We start from the raw sequence: 19,575 nt of genomic DNA on the forward strand, positions 1-19,575 counted from the left end.
TTCCGACCGGCCTCCGGCCTGCCCGCGGTGACTTCCGACCGGCCTCCGGCCTGCCCGCGGTGACTTCCGACCGGCCTCCGGCCTGCCCGCGGTGACTTCCGACCGGCCTCCGGCCTGCCCGCGGTGACTTCCGACCGGCCTCCGGCCTGCCCGCGGTGACATCCGGTGCTCTGCTGTCGGTCAGCTCCCGGGAGGTGCTTCCGACAGCGCTGCCGGCCGGAAGGTGCGCTCGGTGAGCAGACGTCTCGGCGAGAAGGACCGGCGAACAGGGTCGTAGGCGCGGTACGGGAACCAGAACACCGCATGCGAGAGCCAGGTGACCGGTGCGACGAGCCACCGCAACGACCAGTTGGAGCGACCGTGGATCTCGAAACTGGTGATGCCGGCCTTGACGAACGACGTGTACTGCAGCGGCGGTGTCAACGCGCGCCGCGGCGAGATGTCGGCCCACATCTCGGTGGGCTGGACGATGGAGTAGCCGGCCTCGATGAGACACAGCGCGAAGTCGATGTCCTCGTGCACGTCGGAACGGGACGTCAGCTTGTCCTGGACGGCGTCCCAGGCCTCCAGCCGCACCGCCATGTTGGCGCCGTGCATGTTGTCGATCTTCATGCCGTTGCCCAGAACCTTCGCCCGGACGAGCGCGTCGACGAGCCATTTCTTCGACCTGGTGAACGGTGAGTCGTAGGGCGCGCTCAATCCCGTGATACCACCGAGATTGAGATCGGAATCCGCGTCCCGGAATGTCTGCTTCACGGCGGACACCCATCCGGCGCCGATTCGGGTGTCCGCGTCGATACGCCCGATGATGTCCGATGTCGCTTCCCGGAAACCCGTATTACGGGAGAAGAACAATCCTTTTCGCGGTTCGTGCACGAGACGAATCTTCGGCTCGCGCGCCGCGTACTCCTTCACGATCTGCACCGTGTCGTCCATCGACCCGTTGTCCACGACGATGACCTCGGACAACTCGTCGATCTGCGGCAACACGTGATCGAGACACGCTGCGATGTAGTCCTCCTCGTCGAGGACAGGAATGACGAGACTGGTGACCGTTCCCTGCAATGTCATGATCGGCGACCCCCTTTCCACCGTCGACAATAAGGGGACGCGCCGCAAAGTTCGACACGCTCGCGGCCGTGGCGCACAGCCGGAGAATCAGACTCCGAGGGACGCCGCCACCATGGGCCAGGATTCGTGCAGGTCCTCCTGCCAGTAGGCCCAGGAATGCGTTCCGTTGTCTCGGAACTTCACTGTGGCCGGAATGCCGAGTTGCGCCAGTCGCTCCGCGAACGTCCGCGTGCACGTGTTGGTGATCGACTCGATGCCGCCGCCCACGACGACCCGGTTGATCAGTGCGGGGACGTCCCCTGCGATGCGGGCACTCTGGAGAGTCTCGTCGAAGCCGGGCAGCCCACTTCCCGTGGTGACGTAGAGAGGAGTGCCGCGCAGCTTGTCCGCGTTGAGCAACGCGTCGTTGGCCGCCCACTCCGGACCGTCGTCGGGTCCCCACATGTTCTCCGTGTCGCCCCCGCCGCGCGCCTCGACCACGAGCTTGACGAAGGCGCGGCCCAGGTCGTCCGACGTGCCGGCACAGCCGCTGAAGGACGCGACCGACGAGTAGAAGCCGGGTCGATCGGCGGCCAACATCAGGACCGCGCTCGCCGCCATCGAGATGCCGCCGACGGCCTGGGTACCCGTCGTTCCGAGCGAGCGGTTCATGAGAGGGGGCAGCTCGTCCAGCAGGAAGGTCTCCCACTTGTTGCGGCCGAGCTCCGGGTCGTCCGCGACCCAGTCGGTGTAGTAGCTGAAGGCGCCGGCCTTGGGCACGACCACGTTGACGTTCTTGTCCGCGAAGAAAGTGGACACATCGGCCTGATCGGGCCAGTTGCTCGACGGATCCTCGCCGCCACTCGCCCCGTTGAGCAGGTAGTACGTGGGGCGCGGGGCCGAGGTGTCGGCCGGCCGGAACACCTGCAGCGGAACCGACCGATCCATCGACGGCGAGTACACGGTGACGAGGTACTGCTGACCGCCGACGAACTCCACATTCTCCACCCGCGCACCCGAGGCGGTCTCGACCGCGGCGATCGGTGCGTCGTCCGCTCGGGCGACGGTGGGGGTGGCAGTCATGAGCGCACCGACCACCGCAGCGGCGACCAGAGCGGTGATCGGCCGTCGTGTCCACGTCATCGTCGTATCCCTCTCGCACTGCACTCCCGGCGACAGTGCACTGCCGTCACAGCAGTGTCATGCGCCCCATCGCCTCGCACTCTAGGCGACGTCACAGACGGGCGTGCGGCCATGCACGAGCAAGAAGATTCGTCATTCCGGTAACACGGGCCTGAAACAGGGCGATCATCGGGTACAGGCGGCCGAACGAGGCTGCGGCCCGGTGACAGCGTTCCGGCCCCGACCGAGACGAAGGCGGTACTTCCGATGGCGACACGACGACATACCTCCGCGGTGGGTGAGCCGATGGCACCGCGGGACGCGCTGAACTACTACTTCGAGAGCGAGCGCACGCCGGGCACCATCGTGCACGGCATCGTCGTGGACGCCGCCCGCTCGGACGGATCGCTCCGCACGCTTGCGGACGTCGAGCGCTTCGCGCGAAGCGTGCTCGACCTCCACCCTCTGTTCCGGCGTCGCCTGCGGACAACGATCGCCGACCTCGCCTTTCCCGTGTGGGTCGAGTGCGACGTCGACGTCCGCGCGCACGTGTTCGTCCACGATGCTTCCGCGGCCGACGAGCATCCGGACCACTTCCTGCGTCGACGAGTGATGGACGCCTCGAGCACGCCGTTCGACTTCGACGTCCCCGCGTGGCAGATCCACCTCGTGACAGGTCTGCGCGGAGTACCGGGCGTTCCCGAGGGCGGCAGCGTGCTCCTCCTCAAGGTGCACCACAGCGCCATCGACGGGATGGGCACCACGTCGCTCGTCCACCGAATGCTGGCCCCGCCGTCCGCCGACGTCTCGGCGCACCGCAACGACGTCTTCGACCGCGAGAGCATCGCCGTGCCGACCCCGTTCGCTGCTCTTCGTTCGCTTCCCCGCGAATTCGCCGGTTTCGCCGGCCGCGGTGTCCGCCGATGGCGTGCGGTCCGGCAGCTCGACCCTGTACAGCGACCCACCGCCCATCACTACCCGGCCACGCGTTTCAATCGAAATCTCGCTCCGGACATGACGTTCGGGATGGCGTGGTTCGACCTCGATCGTGTTCGCGCGATCAAGTCCGCCGTGCCTGGCGCGACCGTGAACGACGTCGTCATGACAGTGGTGTCGATCGCGCTGTCGGACTACCTGGGCGGCGAGCTCCCGGCCACGAGCCTCGGGGCGTCGTTCCCCGTCAACGTGCGCACCGTCGACACGACGGGCGAGACCGCGAACCAGCTCGCGATCGCCGTGGTCGATCTGTTCACGGACGTCGCAGATCCGGTCGACCGTCTGCGCGCGGTCTCCGCGGCAGCACGCGACCGCAAGTCCGACCTCGCGACGCGGCTCCGCAGCCTCCCCTCCCATCCCATGAACTCGGCACCGGCCCCACTCCTGGCGGCGATCGCTCGACTGATGCCCCGCCGCCCCGCTGCCCCCACGACGACCGGCACGAACACGTTGATCTCCAACATCGCCTACGGCAACGACCGGATGGAGTTGGCGGGCGCGCCCGTGACGGGCGTGTTCGCACCCCTCCCCGTGGTGGAGGGGGTCCAACTCGCGCACGTCGTCGTGTCGGCCGGCGATCGGATGTGCCTGACCGCGGTGTCCCACCGCGCCCTGATGCCGGACGTCGACCACTACACGGCACTGCTCGCCTCGGCGGTGGACACGCTCGCGGTCGCGACCGACACCAGCGAGCGCGCGTCCGTCGCCACCGTTGCTTAGCATGCCTACAGTTTTGTTACAGCGTAAAAACGGGCATAAAGCTTGTACAGAACGTTCGGTCGGAGTAGCTTTCCCCTTCATCACATCGCTGAAGGGCCGGAACATGACCATGGCACGTCGGGGCACGGCCGAACGTGGTACCGCCATGCACGCACGCGACGCCCTCAATTTCTTCTTCGAGTCGCCGCTCACGTCCGCCGCCGTGGTGCACTGCTACGTCCTGGCCGACGGCGCGTCCGTGCGCTCCGTCGCCGATGCCGCCGAGTTCGGGCGCGGCATCCTCGCGCTCGACCCGCTCTTCACCCGGCTGCTGGTGTCGGTCCCCGCGAACCTGGCGTTCCCTCACTGGGTACCGACCGAGGTCGACGTCACCGAGCACGTCTACGTGCACACGCCGCCGGCGGGACAGAGCCGCGACCTGCTCGTGTCGATGATCACCGACTTCACGACCACACGGCTGCCGCGTGAACGCCCGCCGTGGCAGTTCCACTTCGTCCTCGACGTCACCGGCATCGACGGGGTGGCCGAGGGCGCCACCGTGGTGATCTTCCGGAGCCACCACAGCGCGATCGACGGCATGGGGTCCGTCGAACTGGTGAACCGCGTCTTCGGCCCGAACCCGACACCGCGCGTGGACCCGGACACTGCGGTGGACGTCCCGGGTCCCGTCCGAGCGGCACGCGCACTTCCGCGCGACATCGTGACCCTCACGGGAGCGGCGCTGCGGCGGCGAACGGCGGCCCGCGCACTGAAGGCCTCGTCCGACTCCGGCACCGCAGCGCACGAATCCTTCCCCGCCACGCGCTTCAACCGTCGAGTACGCCCGTCGATGGTCTTCGACATGACGTTCTTCGAGATGAGCCGTGTCCGCGCACTGAAGAACAGGGCCGGAGGCGTCACTCTCAACGACGTCATGGTCACGGTCGTCTCGCTCGCGCTGTCCGCGTATCTCGCGGAGGACGGTGAGCTGCCCACCGACTCGTTGGGCACCACCATCCCGGTGAGCACGCGCGCCATGGGGGAGAGCACCAACGCCAACCGGATCGCGGTCGCGACGTTGTCGCTGCACACCGATGTGATCGACCCGGTGGTGCGCCTGCGGGCCGTGCACGCGTCGGCGTCGCGGGCCAAGGACCACGCCACCGCTGTCGCCACCCGGCTGCCGGCGCATCCGCTCACCGTGATGCCGGCGCCGCTGATGGCGTTGCTGGGCAAGACCATGAGGTCACCGGCCGCACCGGCACGGGTCGCCACCAACACGATGATCACCAACGTGCCGTACGGCGTGGGCGGAGTCACGATCGCCGGATCACCCATGGTGGGCGTCTTCGGGCCCCTCCCCACCGTCACCGGAGTGGCTCTGGCGCACGCCGTCGCCACCTTCGGCGCGTCGATGTTCGTGTCGGTCACGTCCGTGGACGACGCGATGCCGGACACCGCTCGATACATACGCCACATCCGCACCGCATTCGACCGTCTGGAGGCGGCGGTCGCTCCGAGCGACGCCGATCCTCCGGCGGCGCAGGCCGCCGTCACCCCCACGACGATCACGGTCTCGCCGTGACGTCCTCTCACTCGTTCCGCAGCCCGAACCCGCACACCGAAGGACACGCCATGGCGCCCCGACACAGCCGCACTCCCGTCACCACGACGGACACCCCTCGCGCATCCGTCGGCGTCTGGACGCATGCACCCACGTCTCTCCGCCGTCACGTGTTCGTCGTGCGTCCGGGATCCGAGAGCTCCACGCCGGATCGCATGTCGAGGCACTTGACCGACCTCGCCGCAGAGGCAGGTCTGCTCGGAACCGACGAGCACGCGCGGGTGACCGTCCACGCGCCGGGCGTCGCGGCCGGCACCGTCGTCGCGCTTCTCGACGCCGCGCACCCGTCGACCGACGCACCGTGGTGCCTCGACGTCTTCACCGAGGTCTCGGGCTTCGATGCGGTGCCGAGCGGATCGGCAGTCGCCGTGTTCCGCTCCGCAGTCGGGCCCGTCGAGTCGCGCACGATCACCCGCATCGTCGAGACCGTCCTCGCTCCCGGCCGTCCCGCTCGTCCGGGTGGGCCCGTGGCACGCCACGCGTACCGACCGTTCGACGGTGCCGACGCGCCGGCGTACCCGGCACCACGGGGTGACGCCCGTTCACTCGTCGCGCAGTTCCCCACCGTCCGACTCGAGCAGATCTCCGCGGGACTCGGTCAGACCACGATCGCGGACGTGGTGTCGACGGTCGTCTCCACCGCCGTGCGGCGCGCGGTTCCGGCCGGGACGTCACCCGTCACCGCTCTGCTCGTCGCGGACATGCCGGTCCCGCCGTCCGGGGTCGACACGCCCGACCTTCTGTCCTTCGGACCGCACATCGCGGAGGACGCGCGTTCCGTCACCGCCACCGTGTGCCGTGTCGGCGCAGCCACCGTGGTGACACTCTCCTCTTCGGTGCCTGCACTCGACCTCGCCACCGTTCTGCACCACGTGGAGGACGGGCTGCGAGGCCTGGAGCACTCCGCCGCCGCCCAGTTCTCTCGCCTGGGATCACTCCCTCGCCACGCACGGGAGCGCGCGAACGTCGCCTCCTGACTCACCTGCCACCACACAGTCGAAACGGGTTCGGCCGCGTCCTCGGACGTGGTCGGACTCGGTCCACCACCACGGCTCCCACGTGGAAGAAGTAACATCGGTCGGGGTTCGCGGGATGACTTCGACAGTGCCGCACGCTCGACACGTCGCTCCGCGACCGACTCGGTCGGGCATGATCGCTCTCGAGCGACGAGCACTGACGACACCGCACCCGACGACAGTGGAGACCAATGCCATCAGACGACACAGCCGTACTCGTAGAGGACGTTCACAAGTCCTTCGGAACGGTTGACGCACTGCGCGGCATCGATTTCAGCGTCCCCACCGGCTCCATCCTCGGAGTTCTCGGGCCCAACGGCGCCGGGAAGACCACCACCGTGAAGGTGCTCGCGACGCTGGTCCGACCGGATCGCGGACGTGCGGTGGTGTCAGGCCACGACGTGGCGCAGGATCCTGCGGCCGTCCGGCGTTCCATCCTCATGACGGGTCAGTACGCCGCTCTCGACGACGCCCTGACCGGCCGGGAGAACCTCGTCCTCTTCGGTCGTCTCATGGGACTGACGAAGAAGTCGGCCCGTGTGCGCGCCGAGAACCTTCTCAACGACTTCGACTTGATCGAGGCCGGGGATCGACAGGTCCGCGGCTACTCCGGCGGTATGCGTCGACGCATCGACATCGCGTGCGGTCTCGTGGTGCGTCCGAAGGTCGTGTTCCTCGACGAGCCGACCACCGGACTCGACCCGCGCAGCCGCAAGGCGGTGTGGTCACTCGTGTCGTCGCTGCGAGACCAGGGCATCACGACGCTGCTGACCACGCAGTACCTCGAGGAAGCCGACGTTCTCAGCGACAGCATCATCGTCATCGATCGCGGTCGGGTCATCGCGCAGGGCACGGCCGACGAGTTGAAGTCGATGACGGGCGGCAACTACTGCCACATCAGCCCGCTGGATCCCACCGAACTGCGCCGCGCCGCAGATGCTCTCGCCGGTCTGCTTCCGCCCACCTTCAGCGCCGCCGACCTGCAGGGCGACAGCATCATCATTCCCGCACCGGACGGCCCCGGCACGCTGGCCGAGGCGCTGAAGAGGCTCGACGCCGCGGGCATCGAACTGTCCGACATCGGTCTGCGCCGGCCGTCCCTCGACGACGTGTTCCTGAGCCTCACCGGTCAGTCGCAGGGTGATGCGGCTCCGGCCGAACCCGCCATCGGCTCGGGCGCACCCTCGTGACGGCCACCCGAGACGCAGGACGTGCCTCGCACCGAGCACCGGAACCCACGGCGTTCAAGCAGTGGGCGAGCCTGTCCGGACGGTCCCTGGGATCGATGGCCAGGTCCGGCAGCCTCGTGGTCGCCGTGGTCGCCCCGGCCGTCTACACGGTCGGCTTCTACCTGCCGCTCCGGCTCGTCATGCAGTTCCAGGGCCTGGACTACGCCCAGTTCCTCATGCCGATCATCTGCCTGCAGGCCATGGCGTTCACCGCCATCTCCGCAGCGCAGCGTGCTGCCATCGAGGGTCAGTCGGGTATGACCACCCGACTGCAGACGATGCCGGTCACCCCGTGGGTCCCGCTGCTGTCGAGAGCGACGGCCAACCTGGTGCACGCGAGTCTCTCCCTGATAGCCGCGCTGGTCTACGGCTCCCTCATCGGGTTCCGATTCCAGGCAGGACTCGACGACGCCGTCATCTTCATGCTGTTCGCACTCCTCGTCGGCGCGGCGCTGACCACGGGCGGCGACGCGATCGGATCGTTGTCCCGGTCCCCCGAGGCCACCAGCCAGGCACTGACCCTGCCCCAGCTGATCCTCGGCATGTTGTCGTCGGGCTTCGTTCCCGAGACAGGCTTCCCCGAATGGATCCGTCCGTTCGTCCGCAACCAGCCCATCTCCCTCTTCTCGAAGGCCATGCGTGACATGGCCGAAGGGGGCGTCAACTCCGCGACACTGTGGCCGGCGATCGCCTGGGCGGTGGGCCTCATCGTGGTCCTCGTACCGCTCGCGGTCTGGGCCAGCACGAGGCGATCATGACCGACACCACGTCCGAACCCCGCTTCGATCTGCGCGCGCTCCCCGAACCGGAACGCCTCGTGGGCGAACGCAGCCTCGCCGGGCTGGCGTCGCAGAGCGTGCTGCACTGCGGCCGCCTGCTCCGTCGCTGGGCTCGCGATCCGCTCACCATCATCCAGGCCGTCGTGTACCCGGTGGTCTTCCTTCTCATGCTCCGCACGGTGCTCGGCAACTCCGTGTCGGCGGCCACCGGAGAGAACAGCATCTTCGGCACCGTCCCGCTGATCGCCATGGTCGCCGCCATGTCCGGGTCGCTCGCGAGCGCGGTGGGTCTGCGCCGAGAGCGTGCGGCCGGTCTGGTGTCCCGCTTCCAGACCCTGCCGGTGCACCGCGCCGCGGGTCTGGTGGGTCGACTCCTGGCCGAGACCGCCCGCATCGTCACCACGACGTTGCTCATCGTCGTCGTCGGGTTCACGCTCGGCTTCCGGTTCGAGCAGGGGCCCGTTCCGGGCGTGCTGGCGATGCTCGTGCCGCTGGCGTTCGGCCTCGGGTTCGCGGTGTTCGTCACCTCGGCCGCGATCGTGACCACCACCTTCCCTCTGGTCGAGGCCGTCGGAATGGTGTTCACCATTCTCATGTTCTTCAATTCCGGTTTCGTCCCGACGCGGGCCTATCCGACGTGGTTGCAACCGTTCGTCGAGCACAACCCCATCTCCTGTGCGGTCGATTCGATGAAGGGCCTCACACTCGGTGGCCCGGTCACCTCCCCGCTGTTGCAGTCGCTGGCCTGGTCGTTCGGGTTGTTCCTGGTGTTCGTGGGGCCTGCGGTGCGTGGGTACCGTCGCGCCGCCGAGACGTTCTGACGCTGCCGCGACCGGCCGGTCACAATGGCCGCCCGATCGGCCCGAAAAGGGCGTAACAGAACGCTCGGTTCCGGCAATGTAGTCGCTGTAGGCGCGGCCCGCGGATGCTGGTCGGCGCAGTGGCCGAACGCGAGGACCGACGCCGTGACACGATTCCGACAGCCCTTCATCGGCGTTCGAGTATCACCCCGGGACGCGATCAACGTCCTCGCCGAGAGCGAGCGGGTGATCGCCAACCTCGTCGACGTGATGGTGTTCGACGCCGCCGGCACGATGGGAGCATCCCCGACCCACGCCACGGTGTGCGCGTGGATGCGTGGACGTCTCGACGTCTCCCCCGTGTTCCGCCGGCGGCTCCGACGGCGCGCCGGCGATCTCGGTGACCCGTTCTGGGTGACCGGCGACGTGGACCTCGACGACCACGTCGTCGTCACTCCGATCGATCGACCGGGATGGGACCCCGTCGAGCGCCACATCGCTCGGGTCATGGCCACTCCGATGACGCTGGCGTCGTCGGGGTGGGAACTGCACGTCCTGACGGGCATCCACGGCGTGCCGCACCTTCCGGAGGGCGCGACCGCGGTGGTGATCGAGGTCCATCACGCGTCGATGGACGGGTTGGGGCTGGTGGCCGTGGTCCGAGCCCTGTTCGCGTCTCCCGACCTCTCGCACGACGGACGTGTCGCGGAGCGCCGCGGAACCGCGGTTCCGGGCCCGATTCCGCCGCTGTGGAAGGACGCCGCCACGATGCCCCGCCGGACGGCGATGTTCGTCCGGACGATGGCGGCCGTGCGCCGGGCTGCACCCGAGACACCGCGGCCACCGCGGCCCGCGACCCGCTTCAACGCCCGGATCGCACTCGACCACCGCGTCCGGATCGTCTGGCTGGACCTCGCACACGTCCGGACGATCTCGCGGGCCGTTCCCGGAATCACCGTGAACGACGTGCTGCTCACGGCGGTCTCCCTGGCACTCACCCAGTTCCTCGACCAGGCAGGGGAACACCCTGCGGCCACCTTGAGCACGACCATGCCGCTCGACATCCACGCGACCCACGACACCGCAGCGGCGAATCAGACCACGTTCGCGGACGTCGACCTGCACACCACGGTCGTCGACCCGCTCCTGCGCCTCCGCGCTGTGCACGCTTCGGCTGCCGACGCCAAGAGGCGGGTGCAGGATCTGACGTCTCGGCACGAGGTCAGCCCTTTCGACGTCGCCCCGCCCCTTCTCCTGCGGGCGATCGGCGCCCTGTCCACTCTGGCTCCTCACGACCGTCCGACAGTGCCGTCCACCACCGTGGTGTCGAACATGCCGCACGGAAGCGACGACCTGTGGTTCCTGGGCGCCCGCGCGGTGGCCGCGTTCATGCCGATGCCCACGGTCGACGGCATGGGCCTCATCCACCACATCACCTCGCTCGGCGACCGTCTGGCACTCACCGTGACGGTCGAGTCGACCATGATGGCGGAGCCGGACCGCTACTGCGCGATGATCCGGGACGCCGTGGACGCGCTCGCGGCGGCCACGCTCGACGACGTCGCCGCGCCGCGCGCAGCGGCCCCCGCGAGCGTCGACACCGACTAGCCTCGCAGCGCCGTCCCGGTGAGCACCGTGACGTCCAGCGGCGCCGCCGCGGGTGCCTGATCGGCATCGCTCACGACGATGACCTCGAGGTCGTCCAGTCCCTGCGTGTCGAGCGACGCGAGTTGGGACTCGGACAGCACGACATGGGTGACCCACTCGTCGGCGAGCGCGTCGGCGAGATCGTCGGAGGCGTCGAGACTCACGGTCGTCGCTCCGGCCGCGGCAGCGACCACCACGGCGAGCACCTCGAGGTCCAGCGGCGCCCCGGCGGCCACCGCCACCCGCGATTCGTACGTCACCTGAAGACTGTCCGCGGTGATGCACGAGGCGAGCGCTGCGTGCGTCAGCGTGGCATCGCCCAGGGCGACGAGTGGATCGCCGGGACCGGCGGACACGATGCCGTCCGCGGCGGACAGCGGTCCGACCGGGCCCTGCGTGAAACGGTCGTCGGACGTCACCCGGATCGCGGTGTCCGCGTCCGTCAGCGTCGCGCCGATCTTCGCCGCGGCCCAGGTCGCCGCGATCCTGTCCTCGGGTGCCTCGACCAGCGGGGTGACCGGTCGGCCGGGCCCACCCCCCTCGGCCAGCAGGACCCGGGCGATGCGATTGGACCGGGCGTCCATCTCGGCCCAGCTGATCTCGAACTCGCCCCGTGCGTACGCGGGAGCTCCCGGATCCGCCTCGACGGACGCGGTGATCATCGAGGGCAGGTCGACGGGCTGCGGCCGACTCGTCTGCACGGCCGCGGCCACCGGCTCGTCGGCGTCGGTCGACGGGCCCGAGGCCAGGGCGATCGAGGAGACGGCACCGCCCGGATCCGCCACCACCGCGTCGAGCGCGGACGAGAAGACGGTGGCGAAGGTGGCCGCCGTGGCCTCGTCGAACAGATCGGTGGCATAGGTGACGATGCCGGTCACCGGGTCCGAGTGCTCGCGGTGAGGAGAGTCCTCGATGGTCAGCGTGAGATCGAACTGGGCGGGATCGAACGGGTTCTGCAACTGCTCGACGTGCAGACCCGAGAGATCGATCTCCGAACGCTCGGTGTTCTGGTACGCCAGAGCCACGCGGAACAGCGACGACGACCGCGCAGGCGCCACCGTGTCGACCACGGTGTCGAACGGCACGTCCGCGTGGGCGAACGCCGAGAGGGCGACACCCCGCGCATCGTCGACGAGATCGACGACGGACGCGTCCTCGTCGACCGCCAGGCGCAGCACCAGGGTGTTCACGAGCATGCCGACCAGAGGATCGAGTTCGGCGCTGCCTCGACCCGCCACCGCGGTGCCGACGCAGATGTCGGTCGACCCGCTGATGCGCGACAGGGCGACGGACAGCGCCGCGTGCACCACCATGAACGGAGTCGCGCGCCGCTCCCGCGCCAGATCGCGGACCAGCTCGTACGTCTGCGCCGGGATCTCGAAGCGCACGGAGGCACCCACACCGGACGGTGCCGGAGGACGCGGACGGTCCTGCGGCAAGGACAGCTCACCAGGGAGCCCTGCCAAGGTCTCGCGCCAGTAGGCGAGCTGACGTGCCGAGACCGACTCGGGATCGGCCGGGTCGCCCAGCAGCGTGCGGTGCCACAGGGCGTAGTCCGCGTACTGGACCTCGAGCGGAGTCCACGCCGGCAGCACGCCCGCCGTGCGTGACGCGAATGCCGTCACGACGTCGACGGTGAGGGGTGCGATCGAGAAGCCGTCGGCCGCGATGTGGTGCACGACCACGACGAGCACGTGCTCCTCGTCGCCGAGGCGGAACAACTCGACGCGCAGCGGCACCTGCGTCGTCACGTCGAACGGCGTGGTCGCCACCGCCACCACACGCGCCGCGAGCTCGGCCTCCGTCACCGGGATCGGGGTCAGCGGCCGGCCCACCGGTGCGAGCACGGACTGACGCCCGTGACCGTCGACGTCGGGGTAGACGGTGCGCAGCGTCTCGTGTCGGGCGACGACGTCGTCGACCGCGACGCGCAGGGCATCCACATCGAGTGGTCCCGTGAGCCGCAGGCCCATCGGCAGGTTGTAGGTCGCCGCCGTCGGATCGACACGGTTGGCGAGCCAGAGCCGTTGCTGTGCCGGAGCGAGAGGAACGACCTCGGGGCGGGGAGTCGACGTCAGGTGTCGGCTGGTGGTGACGACGGTGTCGAGGCTGTCCGCGAGGTCTGCCACCGTGGCCGCGTCGAAGACGGCGCGCAACGGCACCCGCACACCCAGCTCGTCTCCGATGCGGGCCGCGACGCGGGTCGCCACCAGCGAGTTCCCGCCGAGAGCGAAGAAGTTGTCGTTGAGCCCGACGCGCTCCACGCCCAGGAGTTCCGCGAGGACCTCGGCCACGACGCGTTGCTCCTGCGTACGCGGTGCGCGGTATCGCTGCACGTCCACCACCGGGTCGGGCAGCGCCGAGCGATCGAGCTTGCCGCTCGCGCTGACGGGCAGCGCGTCCAGGACGACCACGACCGGCACCATGTACGCCGGCAGGATGCGCGCCGCGTCCGCTCGGAGCAGGTCGGTGTCGACCGTCGCTCCCGGCGCGGGCACGACGTAGGCGACGAGCGTGTCGTCGCGGACGATGGCGACCGAACGGGCGACGCGCGACGACGCGGAGACCGCCGCCTCCACCTCGCCGAGTTCGATGCGCAGTCCACGCAGCTTGACCTGGTGGTCGACGCGCCCCGCGAACTCGAGATGGCCGTGGTGGTTCCACCGGGCCAGGTCACCGGTGCGGTACATGCGCGCACCGTCGTGGCCGGGCAGTGCGACGAACCGGTCCGCCGTCAGGTCCGGACGCCCGTGATACCCCCGCGCCGCCTGGACGCCGCACAGATACAGCTCGCCCACGACACCGTCCGGCACGGGCCGGAAGCGACCGTCGAGCACGAGCGCGGCGGTGCCGTCGACCGGGATCCCGATCGGCACGGACGGCGGTTCGCCCCGCCCGACCGGATGTGCCGTCGCGTGAACCGCGAACTCGGTGGGGCCGTACAGGTTGTGCACGTCGATGTCGCACTTCTCGCGGAACGTGTCCACCGCGGCGCGACCGAGGGCCTCACCTGCCAGGAACACCAGACGCAGTGAGCGGCAGGCGTAGTCGTCAGCGGCCTCGGTGAAGACGGCGAACATCGACGGGACGAACGACACGGCCGTCACGCCGTACCGCGAGATGGCCCGCATCAGGTACTCGGGATCACGGTGACCGTCGGCATCGGCGACGGCGAGGGTGCCCCCGACCGCCAGTGTCGCGAACATCTCCCACACCGAGACGTCGAAGGTCATCGGGGTCTTGGCGAGCACCACGTCGTTCTCGGTCAGCGCATAGGTGCGCGCGAACCAGTCCACCTGGTGCGTGACGGCACCGTGCGGGACGGACACACCCTTCGGCACACCCGTCGAGCCGGACGTGAAGATGACGTAGGCGGTGGTGCCGGCGCGCACGGCGCCCGTCCGGTCGGCGTCGGTCAGCGGAGCGGACGAGACGGACGGATCGTCGAGTATCGCCAACGACACGGCTCTCTCGCCCGCCACCGGGAGTGCGTCGGGCTCGGCCACGACAACGCAGCGCGCCGCGGTGGCGGCGACGATCTGATCGATGCGGGCCGCAGGCTGCTCCGGATCCACGGGGACGTACGCGCCACCGGCCTCGAGCACGGCGTACACCGCGACGAGTGCGTCGACCGAGCGAGGGAGAGCGACGACGACGGCGACCTCCGGGCCGACGCCACGCTCGACCAGGGATCGGGCGACGCGATTCACGCGCGCCGCGAAGTCTCCGTACGTGTGCGAACCCGCGGCGTCGACGAGTGCCGTCGCATCGGGGTTCTCGGCTGCGCGCCGACGGAATCGCGAGGTCAGCGAGACCGCCTCCGTGGTCCCCTCCGGCAACACGGGCGCCGTGATGCGCTCGCGTTCCACTCCGCCGAGCAGGTCGATCTCGTCGAGGACGACATCGGGATCCGCGGCCACCGCGCGGGCGACGGCCACGAAACGTTCCGCGAGGGACCCGATGGTCTCCCGGTCGAACAGGTCCGTCGCGTACGCGATGGTCGCGGCGAGACCGTCCGGAGCTCCGAGCGGTGTCAGGGAGTCCACGAGGGTGAACTGCAGGTCGAACTTGGCCACACCCAGATCGAACTCGACGGTCTCGAGGCGCAGGTCGGTCAGCTCGAAGTGCGCCTGGCCGAGATTCTGGAACGACAGGAGCACCTGGAAGATGGGGTGCCGCGCACGTGAGCGCGGCGGATCGATGACCTCCACGAGCCGCTCGAACGGGACGTCGGCGTGGGCGAAGGCACCGAGGTCCTGCTCGCGGATGTGGGCGAGCAGGTCGCGGTATCCGGTGCCGACGTCGACGCGGGTACGCAGCGCGAGGGTGTTGACGAACATGCCGATCATGTCGTCGACGGCGGCGTCGCCGCGACCGGCGACCGGTGTCCCCACCGTCACGTCGTCCGTGCCCGAGTGGCGTGCGAGCACGATCGCGAGGATCGAGTGCACGACCATGAACAGCGTGGAGCTGTGGGCGCGCGCCACGTCGACGAGCGCCGCGTGAAGCTCCGGTTCGATCGAGAAGGTGTGCGACGCACCGGCATACGTCGGCTCGGTGGGCCGCGACCGGTCGACCGGGAAGGGCAGCTCGTCCGGCAGGTCGGCGAGCGCGGTGAGCCAGTACCGCTCCTGCTGCGCGATGACCGACTCGGGATCGTTCTCGTCGCCCAGGGCGTCGCGCTGCCACACCGAGAAGTCGGCGTACTGGACGGGAAGCGGTGCCCAGGTCGGTGCGAACCACGACACCCGGGCGCTGTAGGCCGCCATGAGATCGCGGGCGAGCGGAGCCATCGAGGCGCCGTCCGCGGAGATGTGGTGCACGACGACGGCGAGCACGTGCGTGTCGTACGCGGTCCGGAACAGGGTCGCCGCGACGGGGACCTCCTCCGTCACGTCGAACGCACGACCGGCGAGCGCGGCCACCGCGGACGGAAGCGCGTTCTCGTGGACGTCGACCGGGGTGAGGTCGGGAACGATCGACTCCGCCGTCAGTGCGAGCTGCACGGGACCGTTCGGGGTGTCCGGATACATCGTGCGGAGCGACTCGTGCCGATCGATGACGTCGAGCATCGCCACCTGCAGCGCCGGCACGTCGAGATCGCCGACCAACCGGACGGCGAACGGGATGTTGTAGGCGGCCGACGTCGGATCGAATCGGTTGAGGAACCACATGCGGCGCTGCGCGTACGACAACGGCGGCGCGTCCTCGAGAGCGTCCGAGTCGGCGGCCGTGCGGCGGACCAGGGGTGGCCGCGGCGGGACTCCGGACTCGAACTGCACCCGTGCCGCCAGGGCCGCCACCGACGGCGCCTCGAACAGCGTCCGCACGGTCACCGTGGTGTCCAGAGCCTTGCCGAGTCGCGCGACCGCGCGAGTGGCGATCAACGAGTTCCCGCCGAGGGCGAAGAAGTCGTCGTCGCGACCGACCCGGTCGACGCCGAGCAGCTCGCCGAACACCGACGCGACAATCTCCTCGACCGGCATGGACGGCGCCCGGAACTCGTGCACCTCGACGACCGGTTCGGGCAGACTCCGCCGGTCGATCTTGCCCTGGACGGTGATGGGGAGCGCGTCGAGCACCATCACCGACGACGGCACCATGTGCGACGGCAGACTCTGCACGGCGAAGCGGTGGATCTCGTCGCTGTCGACGGTGCGGCCGTCCTGCAGGACGACGTAGGACGCGAGCGCGAGGGAGCCGGACGACGGTCGGTGCGCGATGGTCACGGACGCGCGGACGCTCTCGTGCATCGACAGCACCGCGTCGACCTCGCCGAGTTCGACGCGCATCCCGCGGATCTTGATCTGGAAGTCGGCTCGGCCGACGTACGCGATCTCGGTGTCGGCCGACCAGCGCACCAGATCGCCCGTGCGGTACATCCGTGCGCCCGGCTCGTACGGCGACGCGACGAAGCGCCCCGACGTGACGCCGGGTGCGTGGACGTAGCCCCGCGCGACGGACGGTCCCGACAGATACAACTCGCCGACGACGCCCTCGGGCACGGGCCGGAGCCACGGATCGAGAACGAGGCACGATGCTCCGCGCACCAGGCGGCCGACGGTGATCGGCGCGGCCGGATCCAGCGGCCGCGACATATGGCTGATCATGGTGATCTCGGTGGGTCCGTACGCGTTGTACATGCGTCGGCCGGTACCCCACCGCGCCACGAGATCGGGTGGGCAGGCCTCGCCTGCGGTGACGACGTGCTGCACGTGATCGAGCCCGTCCGGATCGACGGAGGCCAGCGCGGCGGGGGTGATGGTCACGTGGGTGACCGCCTTCTCCGACAGGTAGCGCGCGAGTTCCTCGCCGCCGAAGACGTCCGCCGGCGACACCACCAGCGTCGCCGACCGGCTCAGGGCGGAGAGCATCTCGAACAACGACGAGTCGAAGCTGGGCGAGGCCAGGGCCAGGACACGGGAGGACGACTCGACGTCCAGACGCAGAGCGATGTCTCGCGTCAGGTTCGCGACACCGCCGTTGCCGACGACGACGCCCTTCGGGAGACCGGTCGATCCGGAGGTGTAGATCATCCAGGCCGGAGTCTCGAGGTGGATCGGCGAGAGCCGATGCGCGTCCGTGACGCGCGCCGGCGAGTACTGCGACACCAGGCGGTCGGTCTCGACGGCGTCGATCGCGAGCCAGTCGAGCGCATCGGGGAGGCTGCCCGCGCGGGTGGTGTCGGTGATCCCGAGGACGGCCCCGGAGTCGGAGACGAGGTGCAGGATGCGCGCGGTGGGCAGCGCCGGGTCGATCGGCAGGAACGCCGCGCCCGTTCGCGCCACGGCCCACGTGCTGAGAATCGAGTGCAGCGACCGTGGGAGGGCGATCGCCACGGTGGTCTCCGGCCCCGCGCCGCGGGAGACGAGCAGTCGAGCGATGCGGTTCGCCGAGGCGTCCATCTGCGCGTAGGTGAGGGCGCCGTGCGCCGTCTCGACCGCGATGGCGTCGGGCGACCCTGCGACGGCGTCGTCGATGACGTCGACGAACCGCCGGGGTCGAACGCTCGATGCTCCCCGCGCGGGCACCAGGGTGGCGCGCTCGTGCGGGGAGAGGACCTCGATGTCGAGGACCCGGCCGTCCGCGGCGCTGTGCGAGAAGCGCCGGAGGTAGTCGAGGAACCGCGACCGCAGGTCCTCGACGCGCTGCTGGGTGTAGAGGTTCGGGTTGGACTCGAAGTCGATCTGCAGCTCGTCGCCGTCGCCGGGAGCCGGGTACAGGTTGATCGAGAGATCCTCGACCGGGCCGGTGGTGAGCACGTGGTACGACCCACGAACGTCGCCGAGCACGATCTCGTTGTCGAACATCATCAGGTTCACGGTGGGACCGAAGAGGCCGCGCGTGTTCGTCATCTCACCCGCGTCGCGCCGGATGTCCTCGTGCCGGTAGCGCTGTCGGCGCAGCGCACCGGTGAGTTCGCGCTGCACGCGGTCGATGACGTCGGACACGGTGGCGGCGGCGTCGACGCGGACGACGAGGGGAACGACGTTGGAGACCATGCCGCCCGAGCGCCGCAGGACCGCGCTCGCGCGGCCCGACACGGGGAGGGACAGCACGACGTCGGTGGTTCCGGTGGTGCGGGAGACGAACGCCGAGAACGCGGCGATGGCCAGCGTGACCGTGGTGGTGCCGAGCGAGTCGACACCCTTCGCGAGAGATTCCGCGACCTCGACGGGAGTGCGTCCCGACGCCGCCCGGCACGGCACCGAGACCGGTGCGGTGCTGTCGACGAACGAGACTCCGGTGGGGAGCGTCTCGAATTTCTCGGCCCAGTGGCGGCGATCGTTCTCGAATCGCGTCGACTCGCGGTAGGCGACGTCGTCGTCGTAGACCGTGCGGAGGTCGCCCGCCCGCGTCGGCGTCGGCTCGCGGCCCTCGACGAGCGCGGTGTAGTGCGCCGCGACCTGGCGGATCATGGTCATCGCACCGAAGCCGTCCAACACGATGTGGTGGATCCGGCAGTACCAGAAGTAGCGCTCGTCCTCGACCCTGATCAGGTAGGTGACGACCAGCCGGTCGGAGGTCATGTCGAGAGGCGCGGCGCACTCGGCGCGCATCCACTCGATCGCCGTCTCGACGGGAGTCGCATCCTCGCGCAGATCGAGGAAACGCACCGTGTCGGTGATGGACAGGTCGACCACCTGGGCCGGCACTCCGTCCTCTTCGACGATGCGCACGAACCCGGACCCGAACTGCCGGCCGACCGAGATCATCGCCGCCTCGAGAGCCGCCGCGTCGACCGGTCCACGCAGGTCGACGTAGTGGGCTATCGACACCGGCACGGAGCCGGCGAGCTGCTGAGCGAACCAGATCCCGCGCTGAGCCGCGGTCAGGGGAACCGCGTCGAGCACGGGCGCGGGGCCGTCCTCACGGGCGCCGTCGTCCTCCGCGTCCGTCGCCTCGGCGATACCGACGCTTCGGTTCGCTACGCGCGCGGTGTCGAACGACTGCACCGATCTGGACCTCCGAATCCGGGGACGACCGCACTCTGCGTCGTCGATGAGGATCGCAACCCGGTCCGCGCCACCCTCGACTGCTGGTCCTCGATCCGGTTATTGAGTGTTTCACAGTCCCAAAACCCCGACAAGGCAACCGGGTCCGACCATCGAG

General features: G+C 69.5%; 10 protein-coding genes. 7 read left to right on the plus strand and 3 right to left on the minus strand.

Annotated features, from left to right (window positions below):
- Positions 1-180: 180 nt before the first annotated feature.
- Together HQ306_RS12495 and HQ306_RS12500 are read right to left on the minus strand one after the other, a co-directional pair.
- Entirely contained in the window at positions 181-1,071 is an 891-nt protein-coding gene (locus tag HQ306_RS12495) for a glycosyltransferase (protein ID WP_051613102.1), read from the minus strand.
- 87 nt (positions 1,072-1,158) lie between these two features.
- A complete protein-coding gene (locus tag HQ306_RS12500) occupies positions 1,159-2,193 on the minus strand; it encodes an alpha/beta hydrolase family protein (protein WP_222631704.1) in 1,035 nt (344 codons plus the stop codon).
- 246 nt (positions 2,194-2,439) lie between these two features.
- Between HQ306_RS12500 and HQ306_RS12505 the strand changes: the two genes are divergently transcribed.
- The 7 genes from HQ306_RS12505 (at position 2,440) to HQ306_RS12535 (ending at position 10,923) form a co-directional block, all read left to right on the plus strand.
- Positions 2,440-3,888: a wax ester/triacylglycerol synthase domain-containing protein gene (locus HQ306_RS12505; protein ID WP_222631706.1), complete on the plus strand. Its 1,449-nt coding sequence runs from the start codon at positions 2,440-2,442 to the stop codon at positions 3,886-3,888.
- 103 nt (positions 3,889-3,991) lie between these two features.
- The gene (locus HQ306_RS12510; RefSeq protein WP_222631708.1) at positions 3,992-5,452 is read left to right on the plus strand and encodes a wax ester/triacylglycerol synthase domain-containing protein; all 1,461 of its coding nucleotides are present in this window, start codon (positions 3,992-3,994) and stop codon (positions 5,450-5,452) included.
- A gap of 50 nt (positions 5,453-5,502) precedes the next feature.
- Positions 5,503-6,468 (plus strand): hypothetical protein, encoded by a 966-nt coding sequence (locus tag HQ306_RS12515; protein ID WP_222631715.1) that lies wholly within the window; start codon positions 5,503-5,505, stop codon positions 6,466-6,468.
- Between the two features lie 230 nt (positions 6,469-6,698).
- Complete coding sequence (locus HQ306_RS12520) at positions 6,699-7,697, plus strand: daunorubicin resistance protein DrrA family ABC transporter ATP-binding protein (protein ID WP_027504640.1); 999 nt, start codon at positions 6,699-6,701, stop codon at positions 7,695-7,697.
- On the plus strand, positions 7,694-8,494 hold the full coding sequence (locus HQ306_RS12525) for an ABC transporter permease (RefSeq protein ID WP_037184733.1): 801 nt from the start codon (positions 7,694-7,696) through the stop codon (positions 8,492-8,494). The genes HQ306_RS12520 and HQ306_RS12525 overlap by 4 nt, the downstream gene beginning before the upstream one ends.
- Entirely contained in the window at positions 8,491-9,336 is an 846-nt protein-coding gene (locus HQ306_RS12530) for an ABC transporter permease (RefSeq protein ID WP_222631717.1), read from the plus strand. The genes HQ306_RS12525 and HQ306_RS12530 overlap by 4 nt, the downstream gene beginning before the upstream one ends.
- 144 nt (positions 9,337-9,480) lie before the next feature.
- Positions 9,481-10,923 (plus strand): wax ester/triacylglycerol synthase domain-containing protein, encoded by a 1,443-nt coding sequence (locus HQ306_RS12535; RefSeq protein ID WP_222631720.1) that lies wholly within the window; start codon positions 9,481-9,483, stop codon positions 10,921-10,923.
- On the opposite strand, the gene HQ306_RS12540 is transcribed toward HQ306_RS12535, so the two are convergent.
- The gene (locus HQ306_RS12540) at positions 10,920-19,418 is read right to left on the minus strand and encodes a non-ribosomal peptide synthetase (RefSeq protein WP_222631722.1); all 8,499 of its coding nucleotides are present in this window, start codon (positions 19,416-19,418) and stop codon (positions 10,920-10,922) included. The two genes, HQ306_RS12535 and HQ306_RS12540, sit on opposite strands and share 4 nt — an antisense overlap.
- Positions 19,419-19,575: the final 157 nt, after the last annotated feature.

It is taken from the genome of Rhodococcus sp. BP-160, from assembly GCF_019836205.1.
Lineage (GTDB): Bacteria > Actinomycetota > Actinomycetes > Mycobacteriales > Mycobacteriaceae > Rhodococcoides.

What these genes read in the sequence shown, in the direction of transcription:
- HQ306_RS12495 (WP_051613102.1), bottom strand. Translation starts at nt 1,071, where the DNA reads ATGACATTGCAGGGAACGGTCACCAGTCTCGTCATTCCTGTCCTCGAC.
- HQ306_RS12500 (WP_222631704.1), bottom strand. Translation starts at nt 2,193, where the DNA reads ATGACGTGGACACGACGGCCGATCACCGCTCTGGTCGCCGCTGCGGTG.
- HQ306_RS12505 (WP_222631706.1), top strand. Translation starts at nt 2,440, where the DNA reads ATGGCGACACGACGACATACCTCCGCGGTGGGTGAGCCGATGGCACCG.
- HQ306_RS12510 (WP_222631708.1), top strand. Translation starts at nt 3,992, where the DNA reads ATGACCATGGCACGTCGGGGCACGGCCGAACGTGGTACCGCCATGCAC.
- HQ306_RS12515 (WP_222631715.1), top strand. Translation starts at nt 5,503, where the DNA reads ATGGCGCCCCGACACAGCCGCACTCCCGTCACCACGACGGACACCCCT.
- HQ306_RS12520 (WP_027504640.1), top strand. Translation starts at nt 6,699, where the DNA reads ATGCCATCAGACGACACAGCCGTACTCGTAGAGGACGTTCACAAGTCC.
- HQ306_RS12530 (WP_222631717.1), top strand. Translation starts at nt 8,491, where the DNA reads ATGACCGACACCACGTCCGAACCCCGCTTCGATCTGCGCGCGCTCCCC.